At 35.5% G+C, this 13,478-nt stretch carries 7 protein-coding genes; all 7 read left to right on the top strand.

Features of this window, described 5'->3' with window-relative positions; all coding sequences use genetic code 11:
* Positions 1-207 precede the first annotated feature (207 nt).
* The 7 genes from RBU59_RS10625 to RBU59_RS10595 all read left to right on the top strand — a co-directional run bounded on the left by RBU59_RS10625 (position 208) and on the right by RBU59_RS10595 (position 13,465).
* The gene (locus RBU59_RS10625) at positions 208-4,584 is read left to right on the top strand and encodes a X2-like carbohydrate binding domain-containing protein (RefSeq protein ID WP_308147842.1); all 4,377 of its coding nucleotides are present in this window, start codon (positions 208-210) and stop codon (positions 4,582-4,584) included.
* Between the two features lie 264 nt (positions 4,585-4,848).
* Positions 4,849-6,408: a L,D-transpeptidase gene (locus RBU59_RS10620; RefSeq protein ID WP_308147841.1), complete on the top strand. Its 1,560-nt coding sequence runs from the start codon at positions 4,849-4,851 to the stop codon at positions 6,406-6,408.
* Positions 6,409-6,633: 225 nt separating this feature from the next.
* Positions 6,634-8,394, top strand: coding sequence for a sensor histidine kinase (locus RBU59_RS10615; protein ID WP_308147840.1), 1,761 nt, complete (start codon positions 6,634-6,636; stop codon positions 8,392-8,394).
* A 3-nt stretch (positions 8,395-8,397) separates the two neighbouring features.
* A complete protein-coding gene (locus RBU59_RS10610; protein WP_308147839.1) occupies positions 8,398-9,918 on the top strand; it encodes a response regulator transcription factor in 1,521 nt (506 codons plus the stop codon).
* Positions 9,919-10,213: 295 nt separating this feature from the next.
* Positions 10,214-11,536: an ABC transporter substrate-binding protein gene (locus RBU59_RS10605; RefSeq protein WP_308147838.1), complete on the top strand. Its 1,323-nt coding sequence runs from the start codon at positions 10,214-10,216 to the stop codon at positions 11,534-11,536.
* A gap of 151 nt (positions 11,537-11,687) precedes the next feature.
* Positions 11,688-12,602 (top strand): carbohydrate ABC transporter permease, encoded by a 915-nt coding sequence (locus RBU59_RS10600; RefSeq protein WP_308147837.1) that lies wholly within the window; start codon positions 11,688-11,690, stop codon positions 12,600-12,602.
* Positions 12,603-12,613: 11 nt separating this feature from the next.
* A complete protein-coding gene (locus RBU59_RS10595; protein ID WP_308147836.1) occupies positions 12,614-13,465 on the top strand; it encodes a carbohydrate ABC transporter permease in 852 nt (283 codons plus the stop codon).
* The last annotated feature ends 13 nt before the right edge of the window (positions 13,466-13,478 follow it).

The following is a 13,478-nucleotide window of genomic DNA, read 5'->3' as shown; positions in this document are numbered from 1 at the left end:
TCAATAAGTATTCCTATCTGTTAGCTCTAATTAATTAGACTAATAGATAGGAATTTTTTAAACTATAAGAAAATTATAGGAATGGTTTTCTGTTAGAATCTTGTTAGACTTTAATGCTACACTTAAAGAGGCGGGTATACCATTTTAAGGAGTAGATTATGTTGCTCTGCAATTAAACAATTATTATCTTTTGGAAAGGAGATTATAATGCAAAAAGTCATAAAAAAAGTAACAGCAAAACTGATTCTGTTATGTCTGGTATTTGAGGCTGTATTTAATATTAATACAGTTAAGGTTAATGCCCAGACAGAATACAATCATAATTTGATTATGAACGGGGATCCGGTATTCGGAAGCACACTGGCCCCTTGGGTATCCGGTACAGGGGGAGAGTCTGATTTTGAGATTTATAAGACAGTGACTGAGGAGGCAAGTCCTCAGGGGGGAGATATCATTCAGTTTGCGACAGACCGTGTATCGGAAGCGGAGACACTAACACAAACAATGGATATCTCAGATATCAGTTCTGATGTAGATATTGGCAGCGTAAATCTGAATTTATCCGGTTATCTGCAGAAATTGTGCGGTGATTCATCTGCGGAGGTCAGATTAGATATGTTAGCCTCAGACGGTTCCGTGAAAGGTAATTGTGTTTTAGTCAATGATGACATTGATCACTCAGGCGATTTATCACCGGTTTGGCAGCTCAAAACAACAAATGCGGTAACGGTTGCGAAAGGAACCAGAGCATTAAGGGTAACGTTGTATGCAAATATATCAAATCAGGTGATTCCTTATTCGGATTATATCGCTTTTGATAATATTACACTCATCCTAAGCAAAGTAAATGTACCGGACATACTAGTTAGCGGAAACGGTGTTAATATTGCCAATGGGGACACAACACCTGACACAGCAGACTATACTGATCTCGGAACATGTAAAGTCGGCGAAACGCTAACAAAAACGTTTGTAGTTATTAATACAGGGACAGCCGATCTGAATTTATCCGCTATTATGGCAGATAAACCAGAGTTTAACTTTACTATTTCGTCCGGCGGCACTTTAACTGCCGGCGGCACAGCATTACTGACTGTAACGTTTACCGGGAGTTCTATTGGAGAAGTTAATGCAGCAGTAACAATAGGTAATAATACGGCTAATGATAACCCATTTATTTTTCATATAAAGGCAAATGTAACCTCATCACCGGTTACCGATTTTAAATTAACCGGAAGAACAACTACTACGGCAGATTTTAGCTGGACAGCAGTCACAGGTGCATCTGGTATGGCAATCTATCAATCTGCGGATGGAGGAATCAGTTGGACAAAGTCTACAGGCGGATACCTCAATACTGCTGCTACTATAGTATCTGTATGGAATTTGACTCCCAGTGAGGACTATAAATTTAAATTAGTGGTTACCGGAGGTAATAACGCAGGTGATTCTAATATAATTGATGTAGCTACCTGTACACCTATACAAAATCTTGCTGTTAGCGAGAGGACGCCGGATTCTGTAACATTTACCTGGTCTCCTGCGGTTGGAGCAACCGGAATAGGAGTATATAAACAAATAGATGGAGGGTGGAATTGTTTAAAAATTGAATCCGGAGAGGCAATAACAACTACTACGGTATATGGTTTAAATGCAAATACAAGTTATACATTTAAGATAGAAGTTATAGGAGGTGATAATGCCGGTTATTCAGACCCGATAACGGTAACTACAACAATGCCAGTTTCAGATCTAAGGATTAAGTCAAAAACTTCAACAACAGCTACCTTAGAGTGGTCTCAACCTGTTGGGGCTTCCCGGATTTATATAAATAAATTAATCGATACATTATGGACATTAGTGACTGATATTCCAGGAGATGCCACGTCAGTTACGATTACAGGATTAAGTCCGAATACGACATATAATTTCAAGCTATTGATAATTGGAGGAGAACAGTCGGGAGATTCAGAACCTGTAACAGTAACTACTACTCCCGGACCGGGCATAGAAGTATACGGAAATAATATTAGTATTGCCAACGGAGATACTACTCCGGATGAGTCTGACAATACCGAATTTGGATCAGAAGTTGTAAATGTACCTTTATTGAAAACATTTACTGTTAAAAATACCGGATTTGAAGATTTGATTTTAGGCGGTATACCTCAGATCAGCGGAGCAAATAGTAGTGATTTTATTCTTTTTGAAAATTATAGTGACCTATTTCTTTCACCCGGTGAGACAGGTACCTTTTCCATATTATTTAGTCCCGGTGCGGCAGGAGAGAGAAACGCAGCGGTGTCTGTAACGAGTAATGATACTAATGAGGGGCCGTTTACGTTTTCAATAAAAGGAAACGGAAGATTACCTGCTACAGTGCTTATGATCGATAGGGTTACCCCGACTACGGCTGACTTAAGGTGGATACCGGTTATGGATACGACAGCCGCAACAATATATCAATCCGTTGACGGAATTCATTGGGCAGCTGCCCAGACCGAGCATGTCGATCTGACATCTGCCACAGCCAAAGTTACCGGTCTGACTACCGGCAACACGTATTTTTTTAAGATAGCAGTTACTGCCGGCTTAAACTCAGGAGGGTCGAGTGTTCTTCCGGTAACACCGGTTCAGCCTGTTACTGATTTCAGAGCTGTATCAGTTATGCCGGATTCGATTACCTTTTTATGGACTGCCAAAGGCGGGGCAACGAATGCAGCTATTATGCAGTCATCTGACGGGGGGATATCCTGGGTTCCTGCAGAGACCGGAACCATTCCGGCGGATGCAGATTCTGCTTTTGTATCCGGTTTAAGCCCGAACACAACGTATCAATTTCAATTAGTTGCATTGTATGGATTTCAGCCAGTACCATCTAATACGATTACGGTTACGACTGCTGATGTAAGCGAACCCGGAACAACACCCGGAACAGATACATCTATAACACCAAGTTTGATTACTTTTGATAAATATACCGGCTCTGCAAATAATTCGGATAAAAAAGTTTTTATAACCGGCGGTTTGAGTCTGGAAAATATTAAAAACGGAACACAAGAACTTAATCTGGATGCAGATTATGCGGTGAGTGGCAGTGCTGTTACAATTTATAAAACATATCTGGATACCTTGGAGACAGGAACCAGTACGTTGATCTTTCATTTCGGTTCAGGGATTGATAAAACTTTATCTGTTTTAACTATGGATACAACATCAGAGGATGAAGAAAACGGCGTAGATTTTACCTCAATCTCATCCAACACCTTTGATAAGTATACGAAATCAACCGGTTATGAAGACATTACAGTTAATCTGGCACTAAACGGAGTTACGTTCTCTGGAATTAAGAACGGAAATAAGGTATTATCAGAAAATCGGGATTATACAGTATCAGGAAGTGCTATAACTATAAATAAATCTTATTTGGCACATCAGACCACGGGAATCATAACCATAACCTTACTATTCAGTTCGGGAGTGGAGAAAAACCTGGTACTAACGATTACAAATACAAAACCCTTAAAACCCTCCTCAAGTGCCGACCGTTCTTCCGGTTCAGGCGGAAACAGGGATACTGCACAGGTAAGAGAAGTACTTATTAAAATAGGTACCGGAGGAGATAAGCTGTCTGAAACACATATTCCGATTATAAGAACGACCGGCAGCGATGGAACTGTAAAAGATTTTATCGAGTTGAGTGAAGGCCAGGCGGCAGCAGTTGCTGCAAATACGTCCCTAATCTCAAACAATATGGCAATCATAGATTTAAGGGATTCGGCTGGAGTTAATGTAGAAAGTGCCGACATAGTTGAGATGCGGATAGCGAAAACTGCTGCTGCAGTCCTTAGTCAGAGCAATATCGGTCTGATAGTAAAATCAGTTCCGGCAGTAATGGAATTACCGTTAGAAACAATGCTTGATTTAAATCAGACAGAGATAAGTATTACAATATCTGAAATTAAGGATAAACAGCTGGTTGCAAAATCCAATGGATTGTTGTCACAGTTGTCAGCAGGCTCCAGATTGTTAAGTAATCCAATTAGTATCGTAACAAATTATTCAAAAAGAACAAAAATCACCATACCTATTAAAATTACCGATCTTCCAACTGATAAATCACAACTGGAGGAATTCATAAGTTCCCTGGCAGTTTTAGTTGAACACAGTGACGGAGAAACCAGACTTCAAAAGGGGACGATAGAATATGATGAAGCCGGTCATCCAATGGGAGTATCTATATGGGTGGATAAGTTCAATACCTTTACTTTAGTTCAGACATCATTTACAGGAACAGAAAAGGTACTAAAAAATAAGCAGAAGCCGGATAAAGTGCTTAAAGTGAAACTGAGCAGTGAGATAGCTCCAAAGTCAATTACGGAAGATACGGTATATGTATTGGATTCGAGAGGCAATAAAGTAGAGGAAACCTTAAAATGTAATGGAAATACGATAACAATAGAACCTGTTAATAAGTATAAATCCGGTGAAACATATACCCTATTTATAACAGAAAATGTATTATATAAATCGGGTAAAGCAATAGAGAATGGAAGAAAATATAGATTCACCATTGGAAAGTAATTTTTAAGGGAGCTGACTTATTAAGCTCCCTTTCTTTAGATTGAAAGAGGAATATGCAAGATGTATGAGAATAGATCAAGTAAAAAAATGGTATAGATTTACAAAATAGGGAAATAAATCGAAAATATTATTATTTTATTGCTATCTGTAATAATGATTTAAAGAAATCTTAATTAAAATGCCTAAAAAATAACACCTTTTTATGTTACAATGGATACATGAAACATATTCTTTACAGAATAAAGAAATTTAAGAAGGTGTAATATGGAAAATAATACAACAATGACCAGAAATAAAAATGCTAACAACAGGAGTAATAGCAGAAGCAGAAGTAAAAGCAGTAACGCAAAAGTCCTGCCGTATATTGCTTTAGGTTTATTGATCCCTTTTGTTATATTATATTTTTTCCTTTCGTTTTATTATAGTACACATTTCTATAAGAATACTCTTATTAACGGAGTGAATGCTTCCAACAAGACGGTGAAGCAGGTGGAAGATTCGGTTAATTCTCAGGTTAATTCTTATGTGTTAACTTTGGAGGGAAGAAATGATTTGAAGGATTCCTTTAAAGGAGAAAATATCGGATTACATACCGTATATGACGGAAGTATGGAAGAATTATTAAAAGAGCAAAATGGGTTTGCCTGGCCGGTATCTTTTTTTAAAACTTATGAATTGGAGATTAATACAATCCTTGAGTTTGATGAATTTTCTTTCGATAAGATGATTGATAAACTTAATTTTTTTAAGGAGGCAAATGTAAAAGAACCTGTGAATGCACATATTTCCGAATATGGAGATAATGGTTTCGAGATAGTAAAAGAAGATTCCGGTGCAAAAGTGAATAAAGATAAATTATATGAAGCAGTTAAAACAGCAGTTACTTCCTTACAGCCGACTTTATCTATAGAGGAAGCGGGCTGTTATGTGGAACCCAAGATAACTTCTGAGAATCCTAAGTTACTGAAAGCGTTGGAGAAGATGAATAAAATAGCGGGAGCGAAAATTACTTATCAATTCGGCGATGTTACAGAAGTTTTAGATGGCAGACAGATCAGTAAATGGCTGTCTGTAGATAAAAAATATAATGTTAAACTTGATACTAATGGTATTAAAGAATATGTGGATTACATAGGTAAGAACTATAATTCATTCGGAAGAGTACGTAATTTTAAATCTTCTTACGGTGATGTATTGCAAATCAGAGGCGGAGATTACGGCTGGTGGTTAAACAGAGGCCAGGAAGTAACGGATCTTACGGAACTGATTAAGAATGGAGAACAGTTGGTCAGAGAACCTGCTTATTATCAGACAGCACAGCAGTATGGTGTCGACGATATAGGAAATACCTATGTGGAAGTTAACTTGACGGCACAGCATTTGTTCTTTTATAAAGAGGGCAATCTTGTTCTGGAAACCGATTTTGTATCCGGTAATCTCTCGAAAGACTGGGGAACACCCGTAGGCACTTATCCGGTTCAATATAAAGAAAATGACGCTACCCTGAATGGGGAAGACTATTCCACTCCGGTAAAATACTGGATGCCTTTTAACGGTAATATCGGCTTCCATGATGCACCCTGGAGGAGTGAATTCGGTAAAAAAATTTATTTGACAAGTGGATCCCATGGTTGTATCAACATGCCTCCGGCTGCCGCAAAGAAAATGTTTGAAAATATTAAAAGAGGGGTAGCGGTTGTCGTATATGAACTTCCTGGTACGGAGACTTACGATAAAGATAAGGATTCCAAGGGTAACGATAAGACAAAGAATAGTGAAACAAATAAAGAAAAATCAGATAGTAATAAAACTCAAAGTAATTAAATTAGTTTGAAAAAGGTAATATTTATTTTTAAATAGAATGGCTGTTGCATAATAAATTTATGGGATTGGTTCCAATCCCAGGTAAAATTAATTTTGCGGCAGCCATTATTTTGTTAGTATTTAATAAAGTAAATCACACAAGATTGTCATATATCGGCGGAAATGCTATAATATTCGTGAAACTGCTTTTAGATACTGTCAATTAGCCTAAAGAAGGAAACCAATATGCAAAATAAATATCTGCTGAAAATCAAGAATTTTTATCAAAAATGTTCTCATATTACAGGTATTGGTATTCGTGAATGCATTATCCTAAGTTTTATTCTTTTAGTTATAATCCCATTTTTAGCATTAATAGCATTTTCATTTAAAACTTTTTATAATTATGCCTGTAAAGAGTCGGGAACATATATGGTAACCCTGTTAAATTCTTCAAAGGATCAGATTAACAGTATGTGTACTAATTATGTGGAAAGTGCCATGACATATTATTATAATGGAACGGTTGAATTAATGGGCAAAGATGTTTGGTCAGAAGATACGGATATTAAACTTAAAACACAGTTAGAGAGTACGTTAAATTCTTATAATGGAATTTCTGCCATGTTCCTTGAAATTAATGGAGGAATTATTCATGCCGGAAAGAATTATCAGGGATTTTTGGATTACGTATCAAAATATAAAAATCAAATAGTGAAAGCAGGAGGCAGAAAAGTCTGGCTGCCGGTAAAATATTTTTTACCTTATTCAGCAGGAGGATATAAGTTTATTATGGCAAGTGATCTTAATTCCTCCACTGAAAAAGATGTCGGAAAACTCTATATTGTTGTGGATGCGGAAGATATGATGGAATCCTTTGATAAAATTGAGATAAGCGGTGCAACCACATATTTAGTTGATAATTCTGCTAATATCATGTACTCATCAAATAGAAAGCAGATCGGACAGAAATATGTAATAACCGGCATGGATGTGCCTGATACATCGGGATATTATACAAGTAAAATCAATGGAGTAAACAGCCTGGTTGCTTATTGCAAGTCTTATAAAACTAATTGGACTGAATTTATCGTAATACCAATGAACGTAGTTTTGAAAGATTTTAAGCCCATTGAGATATGTATTATTGTTATTTCAGGTATCTATTTTTTGTGTCTTTTCGTCTTGATATGGATATTGGAGAGAAATATTATTAATCCGGTGAGGGGCCTTATGGAAGCTATGGATTCTTTTGCAGAGGGGAATTTTGATATCCGGGTAAAGAATGTGGTTGCGGTTGGCGAAATAAAAAAATTAACCCATCATTTTAATTTCACGATAGGCAGAGTTAAAGAACTGATGGAAAACTTTAAGGCCGAAGAACAGGAGAAAAATGAATTTAAGCTTCAGGCACTTGCTGCTCAGATGAGTCCGCATTTCATCTATAATTCGTTAAACACAATTAAGTGGATGGCTGTCATAAATAAACAGGATAATATCAGAAACCTTACAGAAGCACTCATTCAAATTTTAATGAATGTATCTAAGAGAGGAAATAATAATCGAATATGTGATGAAATAGGGTTGATCCAACATTATGCTGTACTTCAAAAGGCAAGATTTATGAATTTTGATATAGATATCCAGGCAGAGGAAGCTGTTAAAAACTTGAAGATAAAGAAATTCCTGATTCAGCCTATCATAGAGAATTCAATTATTCATGGATTTAGCAGGGGAAATAAAAGTGATGGACATATTAAGATAAAGATTTTCCGTGATGATAAGCTACATATTATTATTGAAGATAACGGAAAAGGTTTTGATGTTGAAGAATGGCTGAAAAAAGAGAATGTTACAGATAATGACCATACTAATATTGGAATACAGAACATCTTTCAAATAATTCAATTAGAGTATGGGGAAGAGTATATGATTACTATAAAGAGTATGCCAAATGAAGGAACCGTTGTAGAGTACTTATTACCTATTATGGAAACTGAGGACTAAAAAATGATAAAAACAATTATAGTGGATGATGAAGTGCTTGCCAGGATAGGTATACAGACTTTTCTAGAAAAACATGAAAATATCAGCGTTGAAAATACCTTTTCACTGGCGGGGGATGCACTGGAATATTTGAAGAACAACCGGGCAATTGATATTGTTATAACAGATATTGAAATGTCAGAGATGAATGGACTGGATTTTATAAGAGAGATACGGGAGCAAAAACTGGCGAATGAAATAATTATAGTCAGCTGTCATGATAATTTTAATTATGCAAGGCAGGCTATGGAACTGGGTGCTGATTATTATATATTAAAACAAGAGATTAATGAAGAAAAGTTAATTCAAACCATTGAAAAAGCTTACGAAGAGAAGATTGCCTCTATACAGGAAATACCATATTCTTTTGATTTGGATAAAGTGCAGAACCAGGTTATTCAACAGGAATTAGGGTATATCATTGGTGTATTAAAGCTAAAAGGTCAATATGATATAAATGGTAATTTATTACCCGTTAATGTGGATGAGTCCATGGTAATTAATTTAATCGATAATATTGTCAAAAAGGATAATATGGGAACTTTATTCACACCTTATAAAAAAGATATGTTTATTCTGTTTCAATTTCCAAAGATAATAGAGGAACAAGAAAGAGAAAAACTCTTAAAAAGTTATTGCGATGACCTGGTTCAAAATATTCAAATTTTTATTAATGGTAAATTATTAGTTGGTTATAGTAACTATTTTGTGGAATTGCAAAAAGTACGGGAGAAGTATGAAGAAGCTTCCAACGCACTCAAAAGGGATTTTTATTTTACTGATCGGTATCTTTTTTCTCCTAATAACAATAGTGTCGGGAAATTTCCGGAATTACAGTTTTCATCAGATAAGTTTCTGGATGAAGGCGGGATTGATGTATTTAAAAAAGAATTAGAATGGTTTATAGCTAATTGCAGGGAATACCAAGTTGATGTGGAATGGCTAAAGAGAACGCTGATCATAAAATTAAATATTCTTGTATATCAGGTAATCCATGAGTATATCTTTTCTGATGAATTAATGAAAAAATGGGATGAGAAATTTCAAAATAATGAAGTTATGCAGAGTCAGGATCATCAGATTATGATTGAACGAATTTTTAGGATAATGAAACAATTCCAAAGTGATCTTCTGTACCAGATTCGTAAGGATAATTTTAATGAAGTATTACAGTTTATTAATGAGCATATACAGGAGGAAATTTCACTTACGGAAGTAGCTAATCTGAACTGCATGAGTATTGCCCATTTCTGTAAGAAATTCAAGGAGAGAACAGGTCTGACATTGATTGGTTACGTAAATCAGAAGAAAGTGGAGCAAATTAAATATTATTTGAAAACTGAACAGTATTCTCTTGAACAGATTGCGGAGTTTGTCGGTTTTCAGAATGTAAATTATATGGTTCGCCTGTTTAAAAAAGTTACCGGTATGACAATCCGGGAATTTCGTAAAAACAGTATTGGGTATACAAAAATAGAAGATTAATGGAAAAAAAGCCGAATGACATGGAGGTATCTTTCATTCGGTTTTTTTATCTCACAGGAAAGTACTCCGAACTTCCCTATAAAATAAAAAACTCTCCGAGCGGGATGCAAAATAAAATGATAATATTGTGAATTTATTAGAAAATAGGTAACCAGTAAATTTAATTAGCTGCAGTGTGAAATAATTTAGTGAATATATCTGACAGGAATGTTCATTGTAGGCTAAATCATGTTCTAATATAATGTTATTAATATCTGAAGAAGGTATATCAAAATAATCAGGGAGGAATTATTTTATGAAGCTAAAAAAAATATTGGCAATTGGGTTAACAGTTGCAATGGCAGCTTCCGTGCTTGGAGGGTGCGGCAATGCTAAGTCAACAAATGAAACGGCGGCAAACGGAAATACAAGTGAAAGTACAACAAATGCGAAAGAAAACACAGAAGAAACAGGTGAGGTAAGTAAAGATATTAGCGGAACCTTAACTATTTGGGAACATGGAACCTCCTTTGAGGATTCTTTAAAAGCAGTGATTGACGGATTTAACAAACTATACCCAAATGTAGAAATTGAATATGAAATCAAAGCGGATAACTATTATAGCTTATTGACTACTTCTATACAGGCAGGAGAAGCTCCGGATCTCTTTTGGACGAATGGTACTGCTACAACAAATATGGCGGATCTGGTAAACAATGACGCATTATTGGATTTAACGGATATTGTCGATTATAGTGCACTTGTTGATAAATCATTAGATTTAGCAAAAGTCAATAATTCAATGTACTCTGTTCCATGGATGACATTTGATACCAGAGCTTGTTATTATAATAAAGATATCTTTGAAAAAAACGGTTGGACAGTTCCTGCAACATTCAGTGAGTTCGAGAATTTACTAAAAGCAGAAAAAGAGGCCGGTTATATACCGATTTCTCTTTGCCCTAATGATACATGGAGCATTTTATTTTTCTTTGAACCTTTACTTGCCGCTATGGATCCAAATTATTCTAAAGGACTTGTTGATTATTCCGTTAAAGCAACGGATAAACCGGTTGCAGATGCATTGAATAAGATGCTGGAATGGGCGAGGGCAGGATATTTTGGAGATAAATATCTGGGAGTTACAGATAGTGATGCCCAAAGCCTGGCATTTACTACAGGCAAAGCAGTAATGGAAGTGGCAGGTTCCTGGGAAATGTCAACCTTTGAAGCAAATAATCCGGATTTAAAATTCGGTGCATTTCAGATTCCGGCTGAGGATGGAACGACGGGTATGGTTGGTTCATATGCTAATGGTTTCTCAGTGTATAAGGATACCCAAAATGCCGAAGCAGCAAAAGCATTTATTCAATATTGTGCGTCAATAGAGGCACAGACACTTTGGGTACAGACACAGGGCGGTGTTTCGGGATCACCGGATATTAAATCTACTAATGAAATAGCAAACGAAATTGCTGATTGTGATAATACTTATACAAGCTGGCAGTCAGTACTTGCACATTATGTAAAGGAGGGTGAATCCGCAACGACCCTTTGGGAAGATGTATCTCCAAAATTATTTTCCGGGGATTTTACTGTAGAGGAATTATTGAATGAGATAGCGAAGATTATGCAGTAATACAAAGTTTAAAGCCATATAATTTATTATAGATAGGATGCCTGTACTGCGTCTGCAAAAAGGCATCCTTTTCAAATATAGTCGAAAGGATGCCACAAACAGATTCTGTGGTAATATCGCAAGCAAATCGGCGATAGGAATGGTTATAATAATGGGAAAAAAACAAAAAAAGAAAAAACCTTATATAATGTTTATTACACCGGGATTGCTTGTATATACCGTTTTTATTGTATTCCCGATAATTTTTGTTCTGTATCTTTGCTTTTTTGACTGGTCAGGATTAGGCTCTATGACTTTTATAGGACTTGATAATTTTAAAACACTGTTTACCAATCCGCGTATTGCACCGACTTTTTGGAACGCATTGGGAAATAATCTGAAATATCTGCTCTGCGTATGGTTTATTATTACACCGGTTCAATTCCTGATGGCTTATTTATTCTATTTAAAAATTCCTTTTTACAAATATTATAAATTAATGATATTTATGCCTTATGTAATCAGTTCAACTATCGTAAGTTTCTTTGCTACAATGATTTTTAATCCCAATATCGGATTTCTAAATGAAATCTTGACTAAAATTGGTTTAATAAATTTAACAAGTTCCTGGCTTGGAGATCCGAATCTGGCTTTTAAGATTATGATTATCGTTATTATATGGCAGGGTTCCGGCTCCGGAATGATGATTTTTTATGCAAATATGATGGATATCCCGGTAGATATCATAGAGGCAAGCAGAATCGACGGCTGTTCGGAAGCACAGCGTTTTTGGAATATATTATTGCCGTTATCTCTTCCGTCCTGCGCATCTATTATAGTTATGAGTTCAATTTGGGCCTTGGGGATTTTTGATATACCGTTTATTTTAGGCGGTTCCTCAGGTGGTGTAAGCAACTGTTTAGATTTTGTAACAATGGTATTTTACCGGTATACTTTTGGCAATGTTCTGAATGGAAAATCAGAGTTGGGATTTGGTGCCGCAATCAGTGCTGCTATGTTTATAGCTATTTTTATAGTTACGGTGGTTCAAAATAAGGTCTTATCTAAATTTGAATATGATAATTAAGGAGAGATTAAATGGTTAGGAAAAAGAAAGAAATTTTATCACTAAAATCAAAAATTATCCGGTGGATTTTTTCAATCTGTTTATTAGTATATACAAGTATAACTATTTTTATTTTGCTCTCCACAGTAATTAATTCTTTAAAAAGTAAATCGGATCTAATTAATAATGTATTCGGATGGCCTAAAAAGTTTTTATTTGATAGCTATATTACGGTGTTTACGGAAGACAGATTTGGTTTGTATTTTAGAAACAGTATATTCCTTACTTTTTGCGGAACTTTCTGCTGTATCTTTTTAGCATCTATGGTTGCATACGGTATAGCACGTTATGATTTCAAAGGAAAAGAATTATTATCTTCTTATTTCCTGTTTGGGATGATGTTCCCTATTCAAATTAGTGTTCTTCCTTTGTTTATTATTTTAAAAAAATTGTCATTAATAAACACAATGGAAGGAATGATTCTGATTTATGCCGCAGGAATGTCGCTTCCCGTTTACATATTTCAAAAGTTTTTCCGAACAGTACCAAAATCTTTGGATGAATCAGCCAGAATGGATGGAGCAAAGGAGTTTGCGATATATTCTAAAATCGTATTACCTCTTTGTAAGCCGGTTATCTTTACAGTTGCATTAATTATTTCAGTAGGCGAATGGAATGATTTTTATATGCCTATGGTTTTTCTTGGGAAGAAATCATGCAGAACATTAACACTTGCTATTTATAATTACCTGAATGAGTTTTTAAAACAGATGAATGTGTCTTTTGCAGCAGTTATTATTACTTTGATTCCTATAATCATAATTTATTTCTTATTTTCCAATCAGATTGTGGAAGGGCTTACGGGCGGTGCGGTAAAAGAGTGATAAAATTTAAGGA

The sequence above is a fragment of the Anaerocolumna sp. MB42-C2 genome (assembly GCF_030913705.1).
In the GTDB taxonomy this organism is placed as follows: domain Bacteria; phylum Bacillota; class Clostridia; order Lachnospirales; family Lachnospiraceae; genus Anaerocolumna.
This window is presented reverse-complemented; position numbering and strand designations above follow the sequence as displayed.

What these genes read in the sequence shown, in the direction of transcription:
- RBU59_RS10605 (WP_308147838.1), top strand. Translation starts at nt 10,214, where the DNA reads ATGAAGCTAAAAAAAATATTGGCAATTGGGTTAACAGTTGCAATGGCA.
- RBU59_RS10595 (WP_308147836.1), top strand. Translation starts at nt 12,614, where the DNA reads ATGGTTAGGAAAAAGAAAGAAATTTTATCACTAAAATCAAAAATTATC.
- RBU59_RS10615 (WP_308147840.1), top strand. Translation starts at nt 6,634, where the DNA reads ATGCAAAATAAATATCTGCTGAAAATCAAGAATTTTTATCAAAAATGT.
- RBU59_RS10625 (WP_308147842.1), top strand. Translation starts at nt 208, where the DNA reads ATGCAAAAAGTCATAAAAAAAGTAACAGCAAAACTGATTCTGTTATGT.
- RBU59_RS10600 (WP_308147837.1), top strand. Translation starts at nt 11,688, where the DNA reads ATGGGAAAAAAACAAAAAAAGAAAAAACCTTATATAATGTTTATTACA.
- RBU59_RS10610 (WP_308147839.1), top strand. Translation starts at nt 8,398, where the DNA reads ATGATAAAAACAATTATAGTGGATGATGAAGTGCTTGCCAGGATAGGT.
- RBU59_RS10620 (WP_308147841.1), top strand. Translation starts at nt 4,849, where the DNA reads ATGGAAAATAATACAACAATGACCAGAAATAAAAATGCTAACAACAGG.